The organism is Kitasatospora purpeofusca (genome assembly GCF_036010405.1).
GTDB classification, from domain to species: domain Bacteria; phylum Actinomycetota; class Actinomycetes; order Streptomycetales; family Streptomycetaceae; genus Kitasatospora; species Kitasatospora purpeofusca.
The window spans coordinates 8741214-8764866 of the sequence record NZ_CP108561.1; the positions used below are offsets into that span (position 1 = coordinate 8741214).

Consider the following 23653-nt stretch of genomic DNA (forward strand, 5'->3'; position numbering starts at 1 on the left):
GAGACCCGCATGCACCAGCAGGCCCGTTCGAGCGGGCCGGCCCGCCCCGGGGCGGCCGGAGCACCCGGCGCCGTGCGCGGCTGGCTGGACGCGGTGGCGGTGGTCCTGGCCGGGTTCGCGGCGATGGCGGCCGTGGCCGCGCTCGGCCTCTGGGCGGCCGGGGCGAACGACCTGCCCGGTGGCGGCTTCCCGTACGTGCTCGCGGCCACCCTCACCCTCGCGGTCGGCGGCTCGGTCGGCCTCGACGGCGGGGCCGGCTTCTTCGCCTCCGTCGATGCCGGGATCGTCGCGATGCCGCTGTCCGTGAGCCTGGTCGGCGCGCTGGCCGTGGCCGAGGTGTTCCTGCGCCAACTGCGGTTCCGGGCGGTCGCGGGCGGCCGGGAACTGCTCGGCCGCGCCGCCCGGACGGCGGTGGTCTGGCTGGTCGCGCTCGCCCTGCTCTGCGTCGCGGCCCGGCACACCTTCCCGGTTCCGCTCGGCGGCGGGCTGGTCGAACAGCTCGGCGGCGCGCTCGGGATCGACCCCGAGGTGGGCTTCCACGCGGAGCCCGCGCCCACGCTCGGCCTGGGGCTGCTCTGGCTGCTGGTCGTGCTGGCCGCGACCTTCGCCGTCTCCCGCCGGGCGCCGCTGCCGCGTTCCCTGGTGCCCTTCCAGCAGGCCGTCCGTCCGGCCGGGTTCGCGATGCTGCTGGTCCTGCTCGGGTGCGTGGCGCTCGGGGTGGTGGCCGCGATCGTCACCGCCGCGGTGAACGGGAACGCCCGCGAGGTCGCCGCCGTCGCGCTGCTCGCCCTGCCCAATCTGGTCTGGCTCGCCCTCGGCGTCGGCCTCGGCGGCGAGTGGCACGGCCACCTGGTCGGCGCGATCGGACTGCCCGTGCCGAAATCACTGGCCGCCGTCCTGCGCGTCGGCGAGGGCCAGGACGGCACGGTGAGCCTCGGCACGCTCGCCGAACAGAACGCCCGCGCCTGGTGGTTGCTCCCGGCGGCCGCCGTCCTGATGCTCGCTGCCGGGGTGTTCGCCGCGCACCGCGCACCGCGCGGGGTCCGGCTGTGGCAGCACGCGGTGCGGCTGGCGGCGGCGGCCGCCGTCACCATGCTGCTGGTCGGCGTCTGGACCAGGATCTCCGCCGACTACGGCCTCTCGGTGCTCGGGGTCGGCCTCGGCGAGGGCGGCCTGGGCGACCTGCTCAGCTCCGTCCTCGGCCCGGAGGTGGGCCCGGTCGGCCCGGCCGCCGCCCTGACCGGCGGCACGCTGACGCTCGACCCGGTGCTCTGGATCACCGTGCCGCTCGCCGCCGGCTGGGGCCTGCTGACGGGCGCCCTGGGCGCCCTCGCCGCCACCCGCCTGCCCCGCCGCGGCGAGACCTACTAGGAGTCCTGGTCGACCTCTGCCTGCCGTGCGTCGGCGGCCAGCTGGTCGAAGGTGCGGATCAGTACCTCCCGGCGCTTCCTCTTGTAGTCGGGCTTGGGCTCCAGACCGTCGATGCTGCGCTCCCAGACGGCCATGAACGTCTCCTTCCAGCCCTCGATCACCTCGGCCTTCGGCAGTCCCTCGGTGGCGTGGCCGGCCTGCGCGAGGACGTGCAGCAGTTCCAGCTGGCACGGCACGGCCTCGCCCCAGTACTCGTCGGGCTCGATGCCGACCGGATCGCCGGCCATCGCCTCGGCTACCTCGTCGACGAGGCGACCGACGACGGCCGACAGGTGGTCAAGCGCCGTGTCGCTCTCGAAGTTCCCACTGCCCCACGTGCCCACGGATTCTCCCCGGTCGCTCTGCTGTTCTCGCTGTCGGGGCCATCGAAGCAGGCGGCACCGACAACGGCCGGGGCCGTCGTCCGGTGGGCCGTCACCGCCAGTGGCCGGGGCCGGGCGGGTGGACGGCCGGGAGGGCCCAACCGGGGGGTTCGGGGACGCCGGGGGTGGCGCCGAACGGGGGTACGACGGCGGGGACGACCTGGGTCGGTGGGCCGGCCGTGCCCCACTGGGCGCCGGGAGGGCCGGTGGCCGGGGTGACGGTGCCGGCCGCGCGCAGCTCGGCGACGAACTGCAGACAGCTGGCGAACCGCTCCTCGGGAACCTTGGCGAGGGCCCGGCCGACCACCTCGTCCACGGCGGGCGGCAGGTCGGGCCGGTGCTCGCGCACGGTGGGCGGCGGGTCGTTGAGGTGGGCCCAGAGCAGTGCGAGGTCACTCTCCCGGCGGAACGGCGGCGCTCCGGAGAGCATCTCGAAGACGACGCAGCCGAGGCCGTACTGGTCGCAGCGGCCGTCCAGCGGCCGGCCGGAGATCTGCTCGGGCGCGGCGTAGTCGAGGGTGCCGACGATCTGGCCGACGCCGGTCAGGCCGCTCAGCGAGAGGGACTTCTTGGTGAGGCCGAAGTCGGCGAGGTAGAGGTGTTCGGGGTGCTCGCTGTCGGTGCCGGGGGCGACGAGCACATTGCCGGGCTTGACGTCCCGGTGGACCAGGTCGTGGTCGTGCGCGGCGTCCAGCGCGGACGCGATCTGCAGGGCGAGCCCGGCGGCCCGCTCGACCGGGAAGGGGCCCTTCCGGGAGATGAGGCCGCGCAGGTCGCCGTGCTCGACGAAGCGCATCGCGATGAAGAGGATGCCGTCCGCCTCGCCCGCCTCGAACACCGGGATGATGTGCGGGTGGTCGATCGCGGCGGCGACCTGCGACTCGTGGATGAAGCGGCGCCGGAACACCTCGTTGCGGGCCAGTTCGGGGGCGAGCAGTTTGACCGCGACGGTGCGGCCCAGCCGCAGGTCCTTGGCCCGGTAGACGACGGCCATGCCGCCGCGGCCGATCTCCGCCTCCAGCCGGTAGCCGGCGACCCGGCGGCCGACCAGGCCGGCGGGCAGGCTCGGCAGGGCCAGGGCGTCGTCGTCGGGGTCCGCCGGGAGGTCGGGTCCGGGTACGGGGTCGGGAGCGGCGGGAGCGGCCGCCGCGGTGGGACCGGCGTCGGGCACTTCGGTGGGCCGCGCCGCGGTGGGTGGGTGCGGGGACGGCTCGGCGGACGGGTCCGGGGCAGGTGCCGGCCCGCCGGGCGGCTGCTCGCGGGGCGGCTGTTCATCGGGCAACGGCGCGGGCTCCGGTTCCGGGGGTGTGCTCACGGCCCCACCAGCCGGGTCGGCTCGCCGGCCTCGGGCGGCGGGCCGGCGTCCGGCGTCCCGGCGTCGGGCGGCGCGGCCTCCGGCGCCCCGGCGGCGGGCCGCCCGCTGTCGGGCAGCCGAGGACGGTCGCCGACGGCGTAGGTGTGGAGCTGGAGGCCGTCGCAGTAGGACCAGCGGTCGTGCACCGGATCGAACACCCAGAGCCGCTCGCCGTCCACGACCAGCCCGATCCGCAGGCCGCGCGCCCGGTCCCGGAAGGTCTCCAGGTCGACGCCGCCGGCGGCGAGGTCCTCCAGCAGTGAGCGGTAGCGGGCCAGGCCGCTCTCCGCCTCGGCGAGGGCGGGGCGCGGGTCGGCGGTGCGGGCCGGTGGGCCGGTGGCGGCGGGCGGGGCACCGGGGAGCGAGAGGAGCAGCCGGCCGTCGACCCAGGTGGTCCAGCCGTTGGAGCAGAGCACCTGGGCCCAGTCCCCGGCGCGGCCGAGCAACTGCAGCGGCAGCAGCGGGTCCAGCGGGGACGCGGGTTGCGCCGGGTCCGGGGCGGCCCAGCTGGGCAGGCCGTCGGGTGGGGCCACATGGGTGGGGCGGAACCCGAACTCGTCCATCGGCAGGTTCACTTCCGCAGGGTCGCTTCCGCTGGTTCACTTCCGTTGATTCGCTTGCGGCGATTCACTCGCGCCGGTTCATTTCCGCATGATCGCCGGCTCCTGCCGGCGCAGCAGGGCGAGCACGGCGACGGCCAGCAGCACCGCGAGTCCGACCAGCAGCGCCAGTGACAGCAGCCACCCGGTCCGGTCCTGCCGGAACATCGGGTCGGCGGTGATCGCGGTCGGCAGGACGGTGTGCAGGTCGACGGTGCGGGCCATCGCGGACAGGCCCCAGCGGGACGGCACCAGCCAGGAGAACTGTTCGAGGCCGGGCACGTCGTGCAGCTTCAGCATGGCGCCGCTGAACACGATCTGCACCACGGAGAGCAGCACCAGCAGCGGCATCGTCGCCTCCTCCTTGCGGACCAGCGCGGACACCAGCAGGCCGAGCATCATCGCGGAGAAGGACAGCAGCGCCACCGCGATGATCAGCTCGGCCAGTGGTGGCAGCAGTACGCCGCTGTGCACCGTCACCCCGTTGGCCAGGGTCGGGCTGAGATCGACGCCGGCCAGGCCGACCACCGTCAGTACGGCGGCCTGCCCCACCGTGATCGTGCCGAGCACCACCACCTTGGAGACCAGATAGGCCGAGCGGGACAGCCCGACCACGCGTTCTCGCTGGTAGATCGGCCGTTCCTTGACGATCTCGCGCACCGCGTTGGCCGAGCCGGTGAGCAGGCCGCCGATGCAGAGCGTGAGCAGGCAGTTCAGCGCGTTGTCGGAGGAGAGCCGGCTGCCCGCCATCGCCCGGCACATCACGCCGATCAGGAACGGCAGGGCGATCATCACGGTCAGGAACAGCCGGTCCGCGGCGAGCACCGCCGTGTAGCGGCGGATCAGGGTGCCCAGCTGGGCGAACCAGCCCTGCGGCTGCTCCGGTCCGATGCTGTCGGCGGCCTCCGCCCCGGGACCGGCCACCGGGACCGGCCGTACGGGCGGCAGGGCCCCGGCGGCGACGTACCGCTCGTACTGGGGCGACTCCCGGAAGCGGCGCTGCCAGGCCGCGTGGTCCTCGTTCTCGAACGCCTCGAAGGCCTGCGGCCACTCGGTGAAGCCGAAGAACGGCAGGGCCTCGTCGGGCGGGCCGTAGTAGGCGGTGCGACCGCCGGGGGCGAGCACCAGGAGCCGGTCGCAGACGTCCAGGCTGAGCACGCTGTGGGTGACCACGACGACGGTGCGCCCGTCGTCGGCCAGGCCGCGCAGCATCTGCATCACCGAGCGCTCCATGCCCGGGTCGAGGCCGGAGGTGGGCTCGTCGAGGAAGAGCAGCGAGGGCTTGGTGAGCAGTTCGAGGGCGACGCTGACGCGTTTGCGCTGGCCGCCGGAGAGGCTGGAGATCACCAGGTCGGCGCGGGCGTCCAGGCCGAGTTCGTGGATCACCTCGGAGACCCTGGCCTCCCGCTCCTCCTTGGCGGTGTCGCCGGGGAAGCGCAGCTCGGCGGCGTAGGAGAGCGCGCGGCGGACGGTGAGCTGGGTGTGCAGGATGTCGTCCTGCGGCACCAGGCCGATCCGGCGGCGCAGCTCGGCGTAGTCGCGGTAGAGGTCGCGGCCGTCGTAGAGCACGGTGCCCTCGTCGGCCGGGCGCAGCCCGGTGAGCGCGTTCAGCAGGGTGGACTTGCCGGCGCCGCTGGGGCCGGCCACGGCGAGCAGGGCCTTCTCGGCGAGCGGGAAGGAGACGTCGTCGAGCAGCACCCGCCGGTCGGAGCCGACCCGTACGACGAGGCCCTGCACATTGAGCGAGACCTCCCCGGTGTCGGTGTACTCGACGAGCTCGTCGCCGGAGAGGCAGAGCGCGAAGTGGCCGATGCCGACGATGTCGGCCGGGCCGATCGGGGCCCGTTGGACGGGGCGGCCGTTGAGGTAGGTGCCGTTGTGGCTGCCCAGGTCGACGATCTCGTGGCCGCCGTCGGGCAGGGTGCGCAGTTCGGCGTGGTGCCGGGAGACCACGAGGTCCTCCAGCACCAGCTCGTTGTCGGGGGCCCGGCCGATCCGCACCGTGCGGCCGGGCAGCCTGAGGACGGCGCTGGGCCGGCGGAAGGTGCCGGAGACGGCCGGGGCGACGAGCGAGGGCCGCTCGGCGGGGGCGGGGGCGGGGGCGGCCGGGGCTGCGGCGTGCGGGGCGGCGGCATGCGGGGGTGCGGCGGGCAGGCCGGCGAAGGTGGCGGACGGCCCGTCCGCCGCGTCGCCGAACCGCAGCCTGGTGCCGGGGCCGACCTCCTCGGACCGGATCCGGCGGCTGTCGGCGAAGGTGCCGTTGGTGCTGCCGACGTCCTCCAGCTGCCAGTGGTCGGCACTGGCGCGCAGCACGGCGTGGTGCCAGGAGACCCGGGGGTCGTCGAGGACGATCTCGCTGGTCGGGTCGCGGCCGACGTGGTACGCCCGGCGCGGATCGAGCAGTTGCGAATCCGTGTCGGTGACGAGGACCAGGGGCGGCGCGTCGGGCGCGCCCGGGCGCTCTCCCATGCTTCGGAGTCTAGTCGGGCGGGCCGCGCCCGGCCCGATCACCGGGTCCGCCCGCCCCGGTCACCCGGTCGGGCGGCGCCCGCCGGGGGCGGTCACGGAGGGTGCGGGGCGGCCGGGCGGGCCGATGCCGGAGAATTGGACTGGACCACTGGATTGCCGCCCGGGTACTGCCCTATCGTTCGGGGAGATCGGTACGGTCGTCGGGGCCCTCCGTACGACACGCCACGCGAGCCCCGGGATGGATCCATTGAGCGTCTGGCCGCAGTTGCGCGACACCCGAACGGTCAGAGCCGGCGCCGCGCCCGGGACGGTGCTCCGCTGCGGCCTCGTCGACACCATGCTCGCCGACCTCTCGGTCTCGGTCGTGCTGTTCTTCGACCGGGCCCTGGACGAGGAGCGGCTCGCCGCCGGGCTGGCCCGGGCGCTGGAGCGCGTTCCGGTGTTCGCCGGCCGACTGCGCACCGTCGACGGGGTGTTGGAGGCGGTCTGCGACGACTCCGGTGTTCCGATGGTGAGTTACAGCGTCGACGGCACCCTCGCCGAGTCGATGGGCCGGGTCACCGCACCCGGTGCGCAGCACGTCGACCCGCTGGACGCCCGGTCCGCCCGGACCGGCGACGGGCCGCTGTTCGGCGTCCGGGTCACCCGCACCGGCGACGGCGGCACCGTGCTCGGCTGCTCCTGGCACCACGCGATCGGCGACCTGCAGAGCTTCGCCCTGCTGCTGCGCGCCTGGTCGGCGGCGGTCGAGGGGGAGGAGCTGCCGGTGGCCGAACTCGTCGAGGACCAGGACGCGCTGCTCGACCGGGTCCTGCCCGCCGAGGACTGCGGCCGGCCCGGCTTCCGGGTGCCGGAGGAGGCCGAACGCCTGCTGCTGGACCGCGAGGTGGCCGCCGGACCGCGTGCCAACCGCACCGTGCAGCTCTACTTCGGGGACGACGAGATCGCCCGGATGCGCGAGGAGTTCGGCGCGGCGGCCGGCGTCAAGGTCTCCGCCGGTGACGCCGTCTGCGCCCATGTCGTGCACACCGTACGGGAGTTGGACGGCGACCCGGAGACCCGCTGGCTCACCGTCCCGGTCAACGTCCGACGCCCGCTCGGCCTTCCGGACACCCTGATCGGCAACCTGCTCGGCGACATCCACCTGCCGTACACGCCCGCCGACGGCCCCGGCGCCCTCGCCGGGGCGCTGCGCACCGCCGTGCGGGACTACGCGGAGGAGCACCTCAATCTGCGCTCCAACCTCCGCTTCCTGGCCGAGCTGGGCCGCCCCGGGCTGGCCGGGTGCGTGCCGCTCGGCTTCGACCCGCAGCACCGCCGGTTCAGCTTCTCCAACTGGAGCCGCTTCGGCCTCTACGACGCCAGCTTCCAGGGGCAGCGACCGGTGTTCTTCAGCCCGACCGCCAACTACCCGCTTCCGTGGGTCTCCTGGAGCGTGGAGGGCTTCGGCGGCACCGGGCTCCTCACCACGCTGGTGGTCCCCGCCCGGCTCGCCGCACGGCTGCGCGGGACGGACGGCCGGGCCGCCCTGCACCGCTACCGGGACCCGTCGGACCGGCTCCCGGCGCTGCTCGCGGCCGTGCCCAAGGTGCTCTGAACGCCGACCGGGGGCGGCCGCGGCGGCCGCCCCCGGAGGGTGTCGTGACGAACGTCGATCCAGTTCGGACGGTTACTTCATGACGGCGCGCAGCGCGTGCCGCAGCTGCTCCCGGTCGGGCTGCAGCGCCCGGTCCAGCTCGGGGGCGAACGGCAGAACCGTGCCGTCCGGGCGGGTGATCCGGCGGGGCGGGGCGGTGAGTCGGAACTCCTCGGCGGCGGTGGCCAGCACCTCCGCGCCGATCCCGCAGCTGCGGTTGGAGTCGTCGATCACCACCAGTCGCCCGGTGCGCTCCAGCGACGCGCCCAGCGCGTCCCAGTCGAACGGGTACAGCGTGCGCGGGTCGAGCACCTCGACCGAGATCTCGCCGGCGAGTTCCTCGGCCACCGCCAGCGCGTCGTGCACCAGGTGCCCGACCGCCACCAGGGTGACATCGGTGCCCTCGCGGTGCACCCGGGCCCGGCCGAGCGGCACCGGCGCGAGGTCCCAGGTGACGGTCTCGCGGACCGGCAGCGCGGCGGCCGGGGCGAACACCACCACCGGGTCCGGGTCCTGGATCGCCGAGCGGAGCAGTCCGTAGGCGTCGGTCGGCGTGGCCGGGACGACGGTCTTCACGCCCGAGTGCGCGAACAGGCTGTACGGGTGGTCCGAGTGCTGGCCGGCCCAGCCGCTCCGGGAGCCGGAGCCGGGGACCAGGCAGGTCAGCGGGACGCCCGCCTGCCCGCCGCTCATCAGCGAGAACTTGTGCGCCTGGTTGACGAGTTGCTCGAAGACCAGGAACAGCAGGGACGGGATCTGGAACTCCAGCACCGGCCGCCGCCCGGCCAGTGCCGCACCGACCGCCATCGCGGTGAACGCCTGCTCGGAGAGCGGGGTGTCGACGATCCGCTCCGGCCCGAACCTGTCCAGCAGTCCGAGCGTGGGCCCGGCCATCCCGGCGCCGATGTCCTCGCCGAACACGCAGACCGAGGGGTCGCCGTCCAACTCGTCGGCCAGCGCCCGGTTGAGCGCCTTGGTGTAGGACAGTCTCATGCGACCGCCCCCGCCCGGGGCCGCAGGCCGGAGGCGTACAGGTGGTCGGCGGCGCCGGCCGGGTCGGGGTGCGGCGAGGCGAGCGCGAACTCCTCGGCCGCCGCGAGCCGGGCGTCGACCTCGGCGTCCAGGGCGGCGGCGCGCGCGGCGCCGATCGCCTCGGCGGCCCGGAGGAGCGGGTCGCGCTCGCGCCAGGAGGCCACCTCCTCGGGGGTGCGGTAGTGCAGCTTCATCAGCCGTTCCATGGTGTGGTGGCCCTCGAACCGGTAGGTGCGGCATTCCAGGAAGCCGGGCCCGCCGCCGTTCCGGGCCCGGGCGACGGCCTCCTCGGCGGCGGCCCGCACCGCCTCGGTGTCCATGCCGTCCACCTCGGCGGCCGGGATGCCGAAGGCGGCGGCCCGGCCGACCGCGCTGCCCGCCACCGCGGTGCCGGCGGGCAGGGTGGTGGCGTAGCCGTTGTTCTCGCAGACGAAGAGCACCGGCAGCCGCCACATCGCGGCCAGGTTGAGCGACTCCAGCAGCACGCCCTGGTTGAGCGCGCCGTCGCCGAAGAACGCCACCGCGACCGCGTCCGTGCCGGCCTGCCGGTCGGCCCAGGCGGCGCCGACCGCGATCGGGGCGCCGGCGCCGACGATGCCGTTGGCGCCGAGGATGCCCAGCCGCAGGTCGGCGGCGTGCATCGAGCCGCCCCGGCCCCGGTTGGACCCGCCGACCCGCCCGGCGAGTTCGGCCAGCATCCGGGCCGGGTCGAGGCCCCGGGCCAGCACGTGGCCGTGGCCCCGGTGGGTGGAGGCGAGCCGGTCGCCGGCGCCGAGCGCGGCGCAGACGCCGACCGCGACGGCCTCCTGCCCGATGTAGGGGTGGATGCCGCCGGTGATCACCCCGGACTTGACCAGGCCGAGGGCCCGCTCCTCGAAGGAGCGGATCAGCCGCAGCATCCGGTACCGCCGCTCGGGCGTGTCCAGCGCCGCCACGGCGGGCGCGGGCGCGGTGCCCGAGCCCGCCGTGGCGGGTGCGGTGTCGACACGTGCGGTGTCGGCGGGTGCCCCAGGGGTCACAGCGCTCCCCGCCAGACGGTCGGGCAGAAGTCCGGGTCGGCGTAGTCGGGGCGGTCGTCCGGGGTGCGGCGGACCAGCACGTCGTGGTTGTAGACCACCGGCCCGCCGTCCGGGCGGGTGGCGGCCTGGTACGTGTTGCCGCCGTCCTGGAGGTGCAGCGAGACCGCCCGGCGCGGGAAGGAGGCCAGGTTGGGGCCGCTGCCGTGGTAGGTGCGGCAGTGGTGGAAGCTGACGTGCCCGCGCGGGATGACCATCGGGACCTTGCGGACCTCGGTGCCGTTGTACTCCGCGTTGGCGTCCAGGATGGAGTCCAGCTCGGAGTTGTCGCGCTCGGCGAAGTGCCGGGTGGAGTCCTCCCCGGAGGACAGCTCCTTCCAGCGGTGGCTGCCGTCGACCATGGTGATGGTGCCGTTCTCCTCGCCGCAGTCGTGGAACGGCAGGAAGGCGGTCAGCATCCGGTCCGAGGAGGAGGTCTGCCAGTAGTGCTTGTCGAAGTGCCACGGCACCTGGTTGCTGGGCTCGCCCGGCACCGGGGGCTTGTAGATGAGGGTGGCCTGGAAGATCCGGACCTCCTCGGCCTCGGCGAGCAGCGCGGCGACGGCGCCGAGCAGCGGCTTGCGCAGGATCGCGCCGATCGCGTCGCTCTCGTAGTGCACGTAGTCGTTGTGCCGCTGGACCGGGCCGTCGGCGGCCGACCAGGAGGCGAGGCGCGGCGGGCGGACCGGCAGGGTGCGGTCCCGGTGGCCGGTGTAGTAGTGCTCGGTGGCGGCCTGGAGGGTGTCCAGCTCCTCGTCGCTGAACAGCCGGCGGGACAGGTACCAGCCGTGCTCCAGGTAGCCGGCCACCTCCTCGGGGGTGGGCAGCAGGGCGCGTTCGGCCTCGGTGAGGTGGAACTCGGGTGCGGTGGTCATGGGGGTCGGGCCTCCTCTTCGGGCGGTGCGGGTGGACTCAGACGGAGGCGGCGGCGCGCTGCCGTTCGACGGCTTCGTACAGGGCCTTGATGTTGGCGGTGCCGAAGGTGCCGGCGCCCTGGCGCTCGATCAGCTCCACGAAGTACGTCCGCCGGGGGTGGGTGGACCGGGCGAAGATCTGGAACAGCTGCCCGCCGTGGTCCTGGTCCACCAGGACGTCCAGCTCGCGCAGGGTCTCGACCGGGATGGCGGTGGCGCCGAGCCGCTCGGCGAGCGCGTCGTAGTAGGTGCCGGGCGTGGTCAGGAACGCGACGCCCCGGTCGCGGGCGCTGCGCACGGCGGTGGCGATGTCTCCGGTGCGGAAGGCGAGGTGCTGGACGCCGGCGCCGTCGTGGTCGGCGAGGAAGGTGTCGATCTGGCCGGACCGGCGGCTGGTGTCGGGCTCGATCAGGGTGAAGGTCACCTCGCCGGAGGTGCTCTGCACCACGCTGGAGTCCATCGCCTGCTCGCCGACCTCGATGTACTCGCCGAAGATCCGGTGCATGCCGAGCGCGGCCTCGCAGAAGCGCACCGCGTCCGCCAGCTGGCCGGCCGGAAGGCAGATCGCGGCGTGGTCGAGGGCGTCCAGCAGCTGCGGGCCGGCCCCGTCCGGCTCGGCCGGGGCCGGCGCCTCGGGGACGAACCGCAGGGCGGTGTCGCCGAAGCCGGCCACCAGTCCGCCGGCCCGGTCCAGGACGCGGGCGCCGTGCCGCTCGGCGCGGTCGAGGGCGGCCTGCGGGTCGGGGCAGGACAGGGCGAGGGCGGCCACGCCCTCGCCGTGGCGGGCGGCGTAGCGGGCCACCGGGTGCGCGGGGTCGGCGGCGGAGCGCAGCAGGAACCGGATGCTGCCCTGGCGCACCAGGACGGTGCGGGCGTCCGCGGATTCGGCCGCGGCGAGCTGTTCGGGCTCGGGCGGGACGGCGGTGAAGCCGTAGTCGGCGCAGAGCTCCGCCGCGGTGGTGTCGGCGTCGGCGCTGTAGTACTCGACGTGGGCTATGGACTGGATGGACAACGGGATCTCCCCGGGGGATCGCGAGTTGACGAGTGGCCTGGCACGGGTGTCCGCGCTGCGGCGCTGCAGGGCGGCGTCAGCGGAGGGACGGGGTGGAGGCGGGCTCGAAGACCAGGCTGAGGTTGTGCCCGCCGAAGGCGAAGGCGTTGCTCAGGGCCGCGGTGAGCGGGCCGGTTCGGGCCGCGCCCCGGACGTGGTCCAGGTCGCAGGCCGGATCCGGCTCGGTGAGGTTGACGGTCGGTGGCAGCGTCCCCCGGGCCACCGCCAGGGCGGTGACCGCTGCCTCCAACGCGCCTGCGGCGCCCAGTAGATGACCGGTGGCCCCCTTGGTGGAACTGACCGCGGGGGTGTGTCCGCCGAAGACCGACCGCAGGGCGGCGGTCTCGGCGACGTCGCCGAGCTTGGTGCCGGTGCCGTGGGCGTTGACGTAGCCGATGTCGGCCGGGGTCAGGCCCGCGTTGGCGAGGGCGGAGCGCATGGCGTCGGCGGCGCCCGCGCCGTCGGGGCGCGGCATGGTCGGGTGGTGCGCGTCGGTGGAGGCGCCCCAGCCGGTGAGTTCGGCGTAGCCGGCGGCGCCGCGGGCGGCGGCGTGCTCGCGGCTCTCCAGGATCAGGACGGCGCTGCCCTCGCCCAGCACGAAGCCGTTGCGGCGGCTGTCGAACGGCCGGCTCGCCTGCGCCGGGTCGTCCCAACCGGAGGCCAGCGCACGGGCGTTGGTGAAGGCGGCGGCGATGGTGGGGTGCAGCGAGGATTCGGTGCCGCCGCACACCACCACGTCGGCGTCGCCGGAGCGGATCAGGCGCAGGCCCTCGGCGACGGCCTGGGCACCGGCCGCGCAGGCGGTCACGATGGCCGTGCTGAAGCCCCGGATGCCGTGCTTGATGGCGATCCGGGCGGTGGCCATGTTGGAGAGCATGCCGGGCAGCAGGTACGGGCTGACGCCGGGGCGGCCGCGTTCGGTCCGCCGCTGCGACTGCTGCTCGAAGGTCTCCAGTCCGCCGCCGCCGGTGGCCAGCACCACGGCGGTGCGGTGCGGGTCGGCGTCCCGGCCGACGACCAGGCCGGCGTCGGCGAGGGCGTCGTCGGCGGCGGCCAGCGCGAGCAGCACGAAGCGGTCCACGCAGCGGGTCTCGGTGGGCGGCAGCACCTCGCGGCCGTCGATCGCCGGGGCGATGCCGGCGGCGTTCAGCCAGCCGTGGGCGGCGTGGCCCTCGGGGACGGCGCGGATGCCGGAGCGGCCGGCGGTGAGGGCGTCGAAGACCTCGGCGGGCTTGCGGCCGAGCGGGGTGACCAGGCCGATGCCGGTGACCACGGCGCCCGGGCGGCGGGCGGCGCTCATCGGGCGGCCGCCACGGCTGCCACCGGGGCGACGGCGACCGAGTCGAGGTAGCGCTGCCGCAGCAGCACCTTGCGCACCTTGCCGGTCGGGCCGAGCGGGATGTCGTCCCCGGAGACCACGAGCACCTGGCGGACGGTGGCCGCGGCGGCCTCGTCCAGGGCGGCGGTGACGGCCTCGGTGCGGTCGGCGTCCGGGTCGGCGCCGGCGGCGAGCACCAGCAGCACATCGGTGACCACCCGGTCGCCGTCGCGCACCGCGACCACGGTGCAGTCCAGCACGTCGGGGTGGGCGGCCAGCACCCTCTCCTCCGACATCGCGGTGAACAGCCGCTTGCCGTCGCCGAGTTCGACCGAGTCGACGGCCCGGTCGACGTGGTAGTAGTAGCCCTCCTCGTCCCGGTACATGAGGTCGCCGGTGAGGAAGCGGCCGCGCAGCCGGGTGCGGTAGGTGGTGGCCGAGTCGTTCCAGTAGCCGAGCGCCAGGGTCGGTGAGGTGGTGGCGAGTTCGCCGACCTCGCCGGGGCCGAGCGGCTCGCCGTCCGGGCCGACCAGCTCGCAGTCGACGAAGGCGTGCGGGCGGCCGACGCAGCGGCCGTAGCGCTCGGTGCCGGGCCCGTGGGTGATGAAGAAGTGTGAGTGGCCCATCTCGGTGGAGCCGAGGCCGTCCACGAACAGCGATCCCGGCACCCGGACCCGGCCCTCGCGGGTGACCGACTCGCGACTGCCGGAGGCGACGAGGCGGCGGATGTGCACCTCGTGGGCGCAGTCGCCGGTGTTCCACCAGAGCGCGACGGAGTCCAACTCCCTTGCGGCGAGGTCGTGGTGGGCGAGCTCGGCCCAGGTGGCGGCGAAGCCGATCACGCCGCTGGGGCGCCACTGCTCGATCGCGTCCAGCACACCGGCGCCGGCCTGGCTGGAGAGCACGGCGAGCTGGGTGTGCGAGGCGAGCGACAGGTTGACCGCGATCAGGGTGGCGGCGTGCGGGGCGGGCAGGGCGCTGAGCATCCGCTCCTGTCCCTGCGGGCGGGGCAGCCGGGCGCGGTGGCGGATCGCCGCGTAGAGGCTCGCGTGCGAGTGGACCACGGCCTTGGGCAGTCCGGTGGTGCCGGAGGAGTGGGTGATCGCCACCGGGTCGTCGGGCGAGTGCCGGTAGGGCGCGGGGGCGTCCTCGGGGTCGCCGGCGCCGAGCGTCGCGATCTCCGGCAGCGCGGGGGCGCCGGTCTCGTGGCCGGCCAGCGCGGCCAGGTGCGGCGGGTCGGCGAGGACGCCGACCGGGCCGAGCTTGGCGATGTAGCGGGCGGCCCGCTCGCCGTCCAGGTTGGGGTTGAGCAGCGCGGGGATGGCGCCGATCCGGGCCAGCGCGAGGAAGGCGAGGACCTGGTCGGCGGCGTCGCCGGCGTACACCACCACCGGGTCGCGGCGGCCGATGCCGAGGGCGTGCAGCGCGGCGGCCCGGGCCCGGACGGCGCGGTCCAGCTCGGTGAGGGTCAGCGGCTGCCAGGCGGCGTGCTCGTCCACCGGGGTGTCGAAGGTCAGCAGCGGCTCGTCGAGACCGAGGCCGAGTTCGATGCGGCGGGTGAGGACGTTGCCGGCGCCGACGGCCGGGTCGTCCGCCAGCAGGGTGCGGATACTGCGGATGCTCACGGGGTGGATCCCTCCCGAGGTGCGGGCGTGCGGGCGTGCTGCGGCGGGACGCGGCGGGCGGGGGACCGCTCGCGCCGCTGGGTGCGCAGGGTGGGGCTGGGGCGGGGCGGTCGGCGGGTTCGGGTCGGTGCTTCGGTCGGTACTTGGGGTTCGTGCTGCGAGGTCGTGCTGCGGGTTCGTGTCGGGGTCGGTCAGGCGGTGGCGACCAGGAGGGCCACCGCCCGATCGGTGCCGTCGGTGCCGTCGGCGTCCTCGTCGGTCTGCTCCGCCTGCTCGGTCCGCTCCGCCTGCTCGGCGGCGATGACGAGCACCTGGTCGGCGTCGCCGTCGGCGAGCAGCAGTTCCGCCAGGTCCAGCGCGTCCTGGGGGACCCGTCCGGGTGGCGGGGGCTGGCTCGGGCAGATCGCCACCACCGGGCCGGTCAGGCCCCAGCGGGCGGCGATGTGGCCGAGCACGGCGTTCGGGTTGGACTGGAAGAACAGCAGCGGGGGCATCCGCCGGGCGGTGTCGGCGGCGGCCTCCTCGATGGCCCGGGCGGTGGCGAGGTCGCCGCTCGCGCTGACCAGCAGCAGCGCCGTCCGGCCGGGCGCGGGGGCGGCGCCGTGGCGGGCGCGCAGGCAGCGCTCGGCGGTCTCGGCGACCAGTGGGTTGAAGGTGGACGCGGAGAAGCCGGGCAGCGGCGGCAGCTGCTCGGGCCCGCGGGCTTCGGGGTCGGGCCAGACGGCCTCGGCGAGGATGCGCAGCGCGGTCATCGGGCGGCCACCAGGAGTGCGGTGTTGGCGCCGCCGAAGGCGGAGTTGAGGGTGAGCGCGTGGCGCGGCCGGGCGGTGCGCGGGCCGTCCAGGACGAGGTCCAGTCCGATCTCCGGGTCCGGGCCCAGCCAGCCGGCGTTGACCGGCAGCAGTCCGTCGGTCAACGCGCCGATGGTGACCACGAGTTCGAGCAGCGCCGAGGCTTCCAGGGCGTGGCCGTGCACGGCCTTGCTGGAGCTGACCGGCAGCCGGTCGGTGTGCGCGCCGAAGACCCGCCGCAGGGCGAGCGCCTCGGCGTGGTCGGAGAGGGTCGACCCGGTGCCGTTGGCGTTGACGTAGTCGACCTCCTCCGGCGCGATGCCGGCCCGGCCGAGCGCGGCCCCGATCGCCCGGGCCACGCCGTCGCCCCCGGGTTCGGGGCGGCAGACGTGGTGGGCGTCGCCGGCCCGGCCCCAGCCGGCCAGCCGGGCCAGCACGGGGGCGCCGCGTCGTTCGGCCTCGGTCTCGGCCTCGACCAGGACGGCGACCGCCGCGTCACCGAGCAGGGTGCCGCTGCGGCCGGCGCTGAACGGGCGCAGTTCGCCGTCCCGGGCGAGCGCCCGGCCGGCGTCGAAGGCGGCGAAGACGCCCGGTTCGACCAGGTGCCCGGCGGCGACCAGGACCCGGGGCCGACGGCCGGCGGCGACCAGTTGGGCGGCGTCGGCGACGGCCGTCCCGGCCGCCACGCAGGCGCCGGTGTAGCCGCGCAGGACCCCAGGGCCGCCCCAGCGGGCGGTGGTCCCGGCGGACACCTCGGCCAGGGTGGCCCGGGTGTGCCGGTCGCTGTGGAGGGCGAGCAGCACGGGCGGGCCGCCGTCCGGGTCGGCCGGGTCGAGGCCGGCCGAGCGGCAGGCCTGGCCGACGGCGGCGAGCACCGCGTCGGCGAGCGGGCGCGGTTCGGGCAGCAGTGCGGCGCGGGTGGTGCGGCGGGCGGACACGTCGAACCGGGTGACCTGGCCGAACGCGGCCTTGCCGTGCACGACGGCCTCGGCCAGCGCGGTGGTCCCCTCGCCGGCGGCGCTGAGCACGCCGACGCCGGTCACCACGGGCCGGACGGCGGTCGGGGCGTGGCGGTTCATGGCCGCGCGGCTCCCGCGACGCCGCCGGCGGTGCTGCCGCTGCCGCTTGCCGCGCCGCCGGCCGCGAGCACGGCCGCGCGGAACACCGCGACGGCGTCGTCCACCGTCCGGACGGCCTCGAAGGCCTCGTCGTCCAGATCCGGTTCGATGCCGTAGCGCTGCTCGAACTCGGCTATCAGCCAAGTGAGTTCGAGTGAGCCGAGCTCATCGGGAACGTCCTCGGCGGCGCGCTGCCCGAACGCCGCGAGCATCTCCAGGACCTCGGCCCGGTCGGGGCGGGCGAGGTCGGTCACGCCGGGCTGCCCGAGGTGGCGGTGGCGGCGGTGATCCGGGCCTCGACATCGGCGGTGAACTGGTCGAGCGTCATCAGCGCGGTGGTCTCCATCTCGTCGAGGTCGAACTTGACCCCGAACTCGTCCTCGACCTGGACCGAGAGGTCGGCGAGGGCGAGCGACTCCAGGTCCAGGCCGGCCGGGCCGAGGTCGGTGTCGCCGGTGACGCCCTCGACGTCGTACTGCATCTCGGCCAGTGCGGAGAGGACGAACGCGCGGATGCGGTCCTGCATGGTGTGCTCCTTGTGCCCGGGCGCAGGCGGTGCGCACGGGGTCGTCGGGGAGGGGAAAGCAGTCCTTCGGGGCGGACCCGGGGCCCCGGGGGCAGGCTGTGGCTGCCCGTCGGGGAATCCCGCCCGGCCCTTCCGGGTGGTTCGTGGCGGCCGGGGCGCGAGGTCCCGGCCGGTGGCGTGGGGTGGCATGCGGGCGGGCGCGCCGGGTCGCGGCGCGCCCGGTTCAGCCGGCGGCGGCGCGCAGGGCGGCCGGGTCGCGCAGCAGCTTGCCGGTGGCGGTACGGGGGAGCTGGGGGAGGAAGGCGAGCCGGCGCGGCCGCTTGTAGGCGGCCAGCTGCCGGGCGAGCCCGTCCTGGACGAGTGCCCGGTCGGCGCCGTCCTCGGCGGAGAGGTAGGCCTCGATCGCGCCCTCGTCGAAGACCACGACGGCCTCCCGGACGTGGGGGAGGGCGGCGAGGGTCTGCTCGATCTCGGTGAGGTCGACCTTGAGGCCGCCGATCGAGACCTGGGAGTCCCGGCGGCCGAGTACGGTGACCCGGCCGGTGCCGGGGTCGAGGGTGGCGGCGTCACGGGTGTGCAGCCAGCCGTCCGCCCAGCGGGTCGGGTCGTCGAGCCCGGGGTAGGGGGAGGCGGCGGTGCGCAGCCGCAGTTCGCCGTCGACGAGCCGCAGTTCCATGCCGTGCACGGGCTGCTTGGCCGGGTGCAGGGTGCCGTCCAGGTCGGTGGCGATCACCCCGAGCTCGGTCATCCCGTACATGGTGCCGAGCGGTACGCCCCAGCGGGCGGTGAAGGTCTCGGACAGGCCGGGCCTGACCAGTTCGCCGGCGACGACCATCCGCCGCAGCTGCGGGAGTTCCGGCGGATCGGCGGCCCCGGCCAGCAGTTCGGCGTGGAACGGCACCCCGATCACGGTGGTCGGGCGGTCGTCGGCGGCGACCGCGGCGAGGATGCCGGCCGCCGTCATCCGGTCCGGGACGGTGAGCGGGGCGCGCCCGTGGAGGCTGTTGAGCAGCCCGCCGACCAGGCCGAGCACGTGCACCACCGAGGACAGCAGCACCACCCGCTCGCCCTCGCCGGGGAACGACACCAGCTCCCGGTAGCAGTCGAGTTCGCGGATCAGGTCGCTCGCGGTGCGGGCGATCACCTTGGCCGGCCCGGTCGAGCCCGAGCTGAGCTGGACCAGCGCGTGGCCGGTCCCGGCGGGCCGGCCGTCGGGCTGTGCGACCGCCACGGGATCGACCGCGGAGTAGCCGCGCAGGGCGGACGCCGCGGGCCGCCCGGCGGAGCCGACCAGGACCTGCGGGCGCAGCCGGGCGACCGCCTGCTCGACCTCGTGCTCGGTCAGGCGGTGGTCGAGCAGTGCCACCTGGGCGCCCAGCCGCCAGGCGGCCAGGAGCACGGCGACGAAGCCCAGCGAGGGCGGCAGCCGCAGGGCGGCGGTGCCGCCCGGGCCGAGCCCGGCCGAGGCCAGTCGTTCGGTCTGCTCGGCGACCAGGGCGCGCAGGGCGTCGCGGTCGACGGGTGTGCCGAATCGGAGGCACTCCTCACCCCCGGGGCCGGCCAGCAGCACCCGGTCGACCCAGTCGGCGGGAGCATCGGCGTGCGGGGGTGAGGAGGGCGCCGGAGAAGAAGAGGAAAAGCCGGTCAACGCCACTCCACACGTGAGGAGATTTGTCATGGACACTTGGTCGTCACTTTCCCGGGTCGTCGTCGACACCAGGCAATACGTCCAATTCCGTTGCCAGACGATTGCACAGACGATTGGTCAAATCAAGGTCTATACCAATCAGGTCCAGACCTCCTACGCTGCCGATCCGTGGGCCGGTCCGAACGTAGCCGGTCCGGGAACGAGGACGCCCGTGGCACCACTCACGCTGGCCGGGATCGAACGCGCGGCGCGCGATCAACTTGCCCCGGAAATCTGGGACTTCGTCGAAGGCGGCAGTGGTGCGGAACGCACCCTGGCGGCGAACCGGGAAATGTTCGGACGCCATGCGTTCCGCCCGCGCGCGCTCGTCGACGTCTCCGAGTGCGCCCCGGCCGTCGATCTGCTGGGCGCCGCACTGCAGTTCCCGGTCGGAATTGCCCCGATGGCCTACCACCGGTTGGTCCATCCGGACGGGGAAACGGCGACCGCTCGGGCGGCGGGAAAGGCCGGCGCGCTGCTCGTCGCCGGAATCTTCGCCAGCCGCACCCTGGAGGACATCGCCGAGGCCGCCACCGGCCCGCTCTGGCTCCAGCTCTACTGGCTGCGCCGCCGGGAGGCCCTCGCCGCCCTGGTGGAACGCGCCGAGGCGGCCGGCTACGCGGCCCTGCTGCTCACCGTCGACGCCCCCAGGATCGGCCGCCGGCTGCGCGATCTGCGCAATGGCTTCGCCGTCCCGCCGGAGATCCGCGCGGTCAATCTCGACCCTGCCCTGATGGCCGCCAGCCACCACGCGGGCCAGGGGAGTTCGGGCATCGCCGAGCACGCCCGGGAGCAGTTCGACCCCACCCTGACCTGGGCCGACCTCGCCTGGCTCCGCGAACGCAGCCGGCTGCCGCTGGTCCTCAAGGGAGTGCTCACCGCCGAGGACGCCCGCCGCGCCGCCGACCACGGCGTGGACGCGGTCGTGGTCTCCAACCACGGCGGCCGCCAGCTCGACGGCGCGCTGCCCGCCCTCGCCGCGCTGCCCGAGGTCGTCGACGCCCTGCCGCCGCACATCCCGGCGCTGCTCGACGGCGGCGTCCGGAGCGGCGCCGACATCGCCGTCGCGCTCGCGCTGGGCGCCCGCGCCGTGCTGGTCGGCCGCCCCGCGTTCTGGGGCCTGGCCACCGGCGGCGAGGCCGGCGTCGCACAGGTCCTCGACCTGCTGCGCGACGAACTGGAGCACACCATGGCCCTGTTGGGCCGCCCCTCGGCCGCGGACCTGGACCGCACCGCCCTCGCGCCCTGGCCGGTCTGACGGTGCGTACACCTGTCGACCCGCCGGCCCCCGACCCGGCAAGCCCCGCCCCGACCGCCCCTAGCCCCATCCCGACCGCCGCGACCGAAAGAGCGAGACCATGAACAGACAGGACGCCTTCCCCGGCTGGGACTGGGAGGACCCCGACGGCCTCGCCGAGCAGCTCGACCGCTTCAGCGCCGACGTCGCCACCTGCCGGAGCCTCGAACCGGCCGACGGCGGGCTCCCGTTCGACCACCAGGACTTCACCGACCTGGGCCTCACCGGCATCGAGTTCGCGGCCTTCAGGACCGCCCACCCGGGCGGCCTCGGCAGCGACCTCACCGCGCTCCGCGGCCCCGATACCGCCAGCGAGCCCGGCACCCTCTACCGGGTCGACGGCGACCGCTGGTTCACCCAGCTCGACATCTCCCGCCCGCTGCCCTTCGCCGACGCCAGCGTCGACTGGGTGTACGCCGAGCACCTGATCGAGCACGTCACCATGCCGGTGGCGATCGGCTGGCTGCGCGAGGCCCGGCGGGTCCTGCGCCCCGGCGGCGTCCTGCGGATCACCACCCCCGACCTGGCCCGCTACCTGAACGGCTACGCCAAGGGCGACGGCTTCCTCGCCAAGCACCACCGCCGGCTCAGCACCATGGGCTTCGGCCCGCCGATGCCGCAGCGCCCGGCGTTCCTGGTCAACCAGATCTTCCGGTACTACGGTCACCAGTGGATCTACGACCTGGACGAACTGCGGCACGTCCTCACCGAGGCCGGCTTCGAGGAGGCCCGGATCCGCCACTGCGCCTACCGCGAGGGCGTCCGCGGCGACGTCGCCGACCTGGACACCGCCTTCCGCACCGACGAGACCATCTACGTCGAAGCAGACCGCTGACCCGCCGGCCGCCGCCGCGGTAGCCCGCCCGACGGCCGCCCGCCCGTCGCCACGGCCGCGCGACCGGGCGTCGACCACCGCCACGGCCGCCCACCCGACCGCCGGCCACCGCCACGGCCGCCCACCCGACCGCCGGCCGCCGCCGCGGCCGACCGCCGCCCCGAGGAACCCCGATGCCCCTGCACCCCCAGGCCCAGGCCCTGCGCGACCGCCGCGCGAGCGCCGGCACACCCCCGCTCTACGACCTCACCGTGGCCGAGGCCCGCGCCGCCGACCTCGCCGACATCCGCGCCGCCGCGGGCACGCCCGAGCCGGTCGAGGCCGTCGAGGAGCACCGCCTCCCCGGCCCCGGCGGCGAGCTCACGCTCCGGCTCTACCGGCCCGCGCCGCCCGCCGACGGCCGCCGGCCGGCCGTCCTGCTCTACCTGTTCGGCGGCGGCTGGACCCTCGGCTCGCCCGACACCAGCGACGCGATCTGCCGCGCGCTGACCAACGCCGTCGGCTGCGCCACCGCCTCCGTCGGCTACCGGCTGGCCCCCGAACACCCCTTCCCCGCCGCCGTCCAGGACTGCGCCGCCGCCGCCGACTGGCTCGCCGCCCACGGGGCGGAACTGGGCCTGGACACCGAGCGCCTCGCCGTCGCCGGCGACAGCGCGGGCGGCAACCTCGCCGCCGTCCTCGCCCTGCTCGCCCGCGAGCGGGGCGGCCCCGCGCTCCGGCACCAGCTGCTCGTCTACCCCAACACCGACGCCCGCGCCGACACCCCGTCGATGCGCGAGCACGACGACCCGGCGCTGTTCAACCGCCGCTCGGTCGCCTGGTACTGGGGCAACTACCTGGCCGACCCGGCCGACTGCGAGCACCCGCACGTCTCCCCGCTGCGCGCCCCGGACCTGACCGGCCTGCCGCCCGCCACCGTCGTCACCGCCGAGTACGACCCGCTGCGCGACGAGGGCGAGCAGTACGCGGAGGCGCTGCGCGCGGCCGGGGTCCCGGTGGAGCTGCGCCGCTGGGAGGGCATGCCGCACGGCTTCTTCGCCATGACCGGCACCCTGGACGGCGCCGCCGAGGCCCAGGCGTACGCGGCCGCGCGGCTGCGCGAGGCCCTCGCGTGAGCGCCCCGGCCGTCCCGGCCCCGGAGGCGGCGGTCGCCGCCGGGCCCGTCACCCTCCCGCTGGCGGAGCTGCACGGCTCGCTCGCGGACCCGCTGCTGGACGCGATGACCTTCCTGAACGAGGTCACCACCCGCTACCCGCAGGCGATCTCCTTCGCCCCCGGCCGCCCCTACGAGGGCTTCTTCGAGCCCGAGGACGTCCCCGCCTACCTGGACGCCTACCTCGACCACCTGGCGGCCACCGGCCTCGACCGCGACGCGATCCGCACCACGCTGTTCCAGTACGGCCCGACCAAGGGCATCATCAACGACCTGGTCGCCCGCACCCTGGCGCACGACGAGGGCCTCACCGTGGCCCCCGAGGCGCTGGTGCTGACCGTCGGCGCCCAGGAGGGCATGCTGCTGACGCTGCGGGCGCTCTGCGCCGGCCCGGACGACGTCCTGCTGGTCAGCTCGCCCTGCTACGTCGGCGTCACCGGGGCCGCCCGGCTGCTCGACCTGACCACGGTGCCGGTCCCCGAGGGGCCTGAGGGCGGGCCGGACCCGGAGGCCGTCCGGGCCGCCGCGCGGGAGGTCCGCGCCACCGGGCGGCGCCCGCGCGCCCTGTACGTGGTGCCGGACTTCGCCAACCCCTCCGGCACCTCGATGCCGGTGGGCGCCAGGGCCAGGCTGCTGGAGACCGCCGCCGAGGAGGGCCTGCTGATCGTCGAGGACAACCCGTACGGGTTCTTCGCCCGGGACATCGGCGCCAGGCCCACCCTGAAGGCGCTCGACCGCCAGCGCCGGGTCGTCTACCTGGGCTCCTTCGCCAAGACCTGCTTTCCCGGCGCGCGGCTCGGCTACCTGGTCGCCGACCAGGAGGTGACCGGTCCGGGCGGCCGGCGCACCCTGCTGGCCGACGAGATCGCCAAGCTGAAGAGCATGACGACGGTCAACACCCCGGCCCTCAGCCAGGCGGTGATCGGCGGGATGCTGCTGACCCACGACTGCCGGCTGCGGGCCGCCAACGCCCCCGCGACGGCCCACTACGCGGCCTCGATGGGGGCGCTGCTGGCCGAGCTGGAGCGGCAGCTCCCGGCGGCCGAGCGGGACCGCCTGGGCGTGTCCTGGAACGTGCCCGAGGGCGGCTTCTTCGCCGTGCTCACGGTGGGGTTCGCGGCCGACGAGGCGGCGATGGAGCGCTGCGCGCGGGACTTCGGCGTGCTGTGGACGCCGATGGCGCCGTTCTACCCGGCCGGGGGCGGGGAGCGGCGGCTGCGGCTCTCCATCAGCTCGCTGACGCCCGAGCGGATCGCGGAGGGCGTGGCCCGGCTCGCGGGCTTCCTGCGGGCCGAGGGCGGGACGGTCGGGTAGCCCGCGGCACACGAACGCGGAACGGCGGTGCCCCTTGCACGAAGGGGCACCGCCGTTCGGCGTTCCGCCGGTGGATTCCGGGCGGG

At 75.4% G+C, this 23653-nt stretch carries 21 protein-coding genes; 6 read left to right on the top strand and 15 right to left on the bottom strand.

The genetic code is table 11. The annotated features are described in order from the left end of the window. Window positions 1-9: 9 nt before the first annotated feature. Window positions 10-1371 carry a streptophobe family protein gene (locus OG715_RS38050; protein ID WP_266272683.1) on the top strand — a complete coding sequence of 454 codons (1362 nt, stop codon included), beginning with the start codon at window positions 10-12 and terminating at the stop codon, window positions 1369-1371. Here OG715_RS38050 and OG715_RS38055 read toward each other — a convergent pair. The 4 genes from OG715_RS38055 to OG715_RS38070 form a co-directional block, all read right to left on the bottom strand. Further along, a complete protein-coding gene (locus OG715_RS38055; RefSeq protein WP_266272682.1) occupies window positions 1368-1754 on the bottom strand; it encodes a DUF4259 domain-containing protein in 387 nt (128 codons plus the stop codon). The two genes, OG715_RS38050 and OG715_RS38055, sit on opposite strands and share 4 nt — an antisense overlap. 91 nt (window positions 1755-1845) lie before the next feature. Further along, window positions 1846-2871 (bottom strand): serine/threonine-protein kinase, encoded by a 1026-nt coding sequence (locus OG715_RS38060; protein ID WP_266274558.1) that lies wholly within the window; start codon window positions 2869-2871, stop codon window positions 1846-1848. Between the two features lie 233 nt (window positions 2872-3104). Continuing rightward, entirely contained in the window at window positions 3105-3722 is a 618-nt protein-coding gene (locus OG715_RS38065) for a hypothetical protein (RefSeq protein WP_323182197.1), read from the bottom strand. A 66-nt stretch (window positions 3723-3788) separates the two neighbouring features. Continuing rightward, window positions 3789-6215 carry an FHA domain-containing protein gene (locus tag OG715_RS38070; protein ID WP_266272681.1) on the bottom strand — a complete coding sequence of 809 codons (2427 nt, stop codon included), beginning with the start codon at window positions 6213-6215 and terminating at the stop codon, window positions 3789-3791. A gap of 247 nt (window positions 6216-6462) precedes the next feature. Between OG715_RS38070 and OG715_RS38075 the strand changes: the two genes are divergently transcribed. Next, window positions 6463-7812, top strand: a complete 1350-nt coding sequence (locus OG715_RS38075) for an acyltransferase (RefSeq protein WP_266272680.1) — start codon at window positions 6463-6465, stop codon at window positions 7810-7812. A gap of 72 nt (window positions 7813-7884) precedes the next feature. Here OG715_RS38075 and OG715_RS38080 read toward each other — a convergent pair whose 3' ends face one another. From OG715_RS38080 to OG715_RS38130, 11 genes are all read right to left on the bottom strand, one after another. Further along, window positions 7885-8844 carry an alpha-ketoacid dehydrogenase subunit beta gene (locus tag OG715_RS38080; protein WP_266272679.1) on the bottom strand — a complete coding sequence of 320 codons (960 nt, stop codon included), beginning with the start codon at window positions 8842-8844 and terminating at the stop codon, window positions 7885-7887. Next, on the bottom strand, window positions 8841-9902 hold the full coding sequence (locus tag OG715_RS38085; RefSeq protein WP_266272678.1) for a thiamine pyrophosphate-dependent dehydrogenase E1 component subunit alpha: 1062 nt from the start codon (window positions 9900-9902) through the stop codon (window positions 8841-8843). Before OG715_RS38085 ends, OG715_RS38080 begins: the two co-directional genes overlap by 4 nt. After that, window positions 9899-10813 carry a phytanoyl-CoA dioxygenase family protein gene (locus OG715_RS38090; RefSeq protein ID WP_266272677.1) on the bottom strand — a complete coding sequence of 305 codons (915 nt, stop codon included), beginning with the start codon at window positions 10811-10813 and terminating at the stop codon, window positions 9899-9901. The genes OG715_RS38085 and OG715_RS38090 overlap by 4 nt, the downstream gene beginning before the upstream one ends. A 37-nt stretch (window positions 10814-10850) precedes the next feature. After that, complete coding sequence (hppD, locus tag OG715_RS38095) at window positions 10851-11864, bottom strand: 4-hydroxyphenylpyruvate dioxygenase (RefSeq protein WP_266272676.1); 1014 nt, start codon at window positions 11862-11864, stop codon at window positions 10851-10853. Window positions 11865-11940: 76 nt separating this feature from the next. Further along, window positions 11941-13203: a beta-ketoacyl-[acyl-carrier-protein] synthase family protein gene (locus tag OG715_RS38100; protein WP_266272674.1), complete on the bottom strand. Its 1263-nt coding sequence runs from the start codon at window positions 13201-13203 to the stop codon at window positions 11941-11943. Beyond that, window positions 13200-14846, bottom strand: a complete 1647-nt coding sequence (locus OG715_RS38105) for a class I adenylate-forming enzyme family protein (RefSeq protein ID WP_266272673.1) — start codon at window positions 14844-14846, stop codon at window positions 13200-13202. The genes OG715_RS38100 and OG715_RS38105 overlap by 4 nt, the downstream gene beginning before the upstream one ends. Window positions 14847-15037: 191 nt before the next feature. Beyond that, the gene (locus OG715_RS38110; protein ID WP_266272671.1) at window positions 15038-15598 is read right to left on the bottom strand and encodes a hypothetical protein; all 561 of its coding nucleotides are present in this window, start codon (window positions 15596-15598) and stop codon (window positions 15038-15040) included. Next, window positions 15595-16716: a beta-ketoacyl-[acyl-carrier-protein] synthase family protein gene (locus OG715_RS38115; protein WP_266272669.1), complete on the bottom strand. Its 1122-nt coding sequence runs from the start codon at window positions 16714-16716 to the stop codon at window positions 15595-15597. The genes OG715_RS38110 and OG715_RS38115 overlap by 4 nt, the downstream gene beginning before the upstream one ends. Further along, window positions 16713-17009: an acyl carrier protein gene (locus OG715_RS38120; RefSeq protein ID WP_266272668.1), complete on the bottom strand. Its 297-nt coding sequence runs from the start codon at window positions 17007-17009 to the stop codon at window positions 16713-16715. The genes OG715_RS38115 and OG715_RS38120 overlap by 4 nt, the downstream gene beginning before the upstream one ends. Beyond that, window positions 17006-17281 carry an acyl carrier protein gene (locus OG715_RS38125; protein WP_266272667.1) on the bottom strand — a complete coding sequence of 92 codons (276 nt, stop codon included), beginning with the start codon at window positions 17279-17281 and terminating at the stop codon, window positions 17006-17008. The genes OG715_RS38120 and OG715_RS38125 overlap by 4 nt, the downstream gene beginning before the upstream one ends. A 223-nt stretch (window positions 17282-17504) precedes the next feature. After that, window positions 17505-18935, bottom strand: coding sequence for a class I adenylate-forming enzyme family protein (locus OG715_RS38130; RefSeq protein WP_407661153.1), 1431 nt, complete (start codon window positions 18933-18935; stop codon window positions 17505-17507). A gap of 205 nt (window positions 18936-19140) precedes the next feature. On the opposite strand from OG715_RS38130, the gene OG715_RS38135 reads away from it, so the two are divergent. The 4 genes from OG715_RS38135 to OG715_RS38150 all read left to right on the top strand — a co-directional run bounded on the left by OG715_RS38135 (window position 19141) and on the right by OG715_RS38150 (window position 23567). Next, complete coding sequence (locus OG715_RS38135) at window positions 19141-20226, top strand: alpha-hydroxy acid oxidase (protein ID WP_266272665.1); 1086 nt, start codon at window positions 19141-19143, stop codon at window positions 20224-20226. Window positions 20227-20326: 100 nt separating this feature from the next. After that, complete coding sequence (locus OG715_RS38140) at window positions 20327-21100, top strand: class I SAM-dependent methyltransferase (RefSeq protein WP_266272664.1); 774 nt, start codon at window positions 20327-20329, stop codon at window positions 21098-21100. A 173-nt stretch (window positions 21101-21273) separates the two neighbouring features. Next, entirely contained in the window at window positions 21274-22215 is a 942-nt protein-coding gene (locus tag OG715_RS38145) for an alpha/beta hydrolase (protein ID WP_266272662.1), read from the top strand. Next, window positions 22212-23567, top strand: a complete 1356-nt coding sequence (locus tag OG715_RS38150; RefSeq protein WP_323182196.1) for an aminotransferase-like domain-containing protein — start codon at window positions 22212-22214, stop codon at window positions 23565-23567. The genes OG715_RS38145 and OG715_RS38150 overlap by 4 nt, the downstream gene beginning before the upstream one ends. Window positions 23568-23653 lie beyond the last annotated feature (86 nt).

Bases quoted from the DNA above. Each gene is read 5' to 3' on its own strand.
- OG715_RS38050 (WP_266272683.1), top strand. From the start codon at position 10: ATGCACCAGCAGGCCCGTTCGAGCGGGCCGGCCCGCCCCGGGGCGGCC.
- OG715_RS38070 (WP_266272681.1), bottom strand. From the start codon at position 6,215: ATGGGAGAGCGCCCGGGCGCGCCCGACGCGCCGCCCCTGGTCCTCGTC.
- OG715_RS38080 (WP_266272679.1), bottom strand. From the start codon at position 8,844: ATGAGACTGTCCTACACCAAGGCGCTCAACCGGGCGCTGGCCGACGAG.
- OG715_RS38090 (WP_266272677.1), bottom strand. From the start codon at position 10,813: ATGACCACCGCACCCGAGTTCCACCTCACCGAGGCCGAACGCGCCCTG.
- OG715_RS38100 (WP_266272674.1), bottom strand. From the start codon at position 13,203: ATGAGCGCCGCCCGCCGCCCGGGCGCCGTGGTCACCGGCATCGGCCTG.
- OG715_RS38110 (WP_266272671.1), bottom strand. From the start codon at position 15,598: ATGACCGCGCTGCGCATCCTCGCCGAGGCCGTCTGGCCCGACCCCGAA.
- OG715_RS38115 (WP_266272669.1), bottom strand. From the start codon at position 16,716: ATGAACCGCCACGCCCCGACCGCCGTCCGGCCCGTGGTGACCGGCGTC.
- OG715_RS38125 (WP_266272667.1), bottom strand. From the start codon at position 17,281: ATGCAGGACCGCATCCGCGCGTTCGTCCTCTCCGCACTGGCCGAGATG.
- OG715_RS38140 (WP_266272664.1), top strand. From the start codon at position 20,327: ATGAACAGACAGGACGCCTTCCCCGGCTGGGACTGGGAGGACCCCGAC.
- OG715_RS38145 (WP_266272662.1), top strand. From the start codon at position 21,274: ATGCCCCTGCACCCCCAGGCCCAGGCCCTGCGCGACCGCCGCGCGAGC.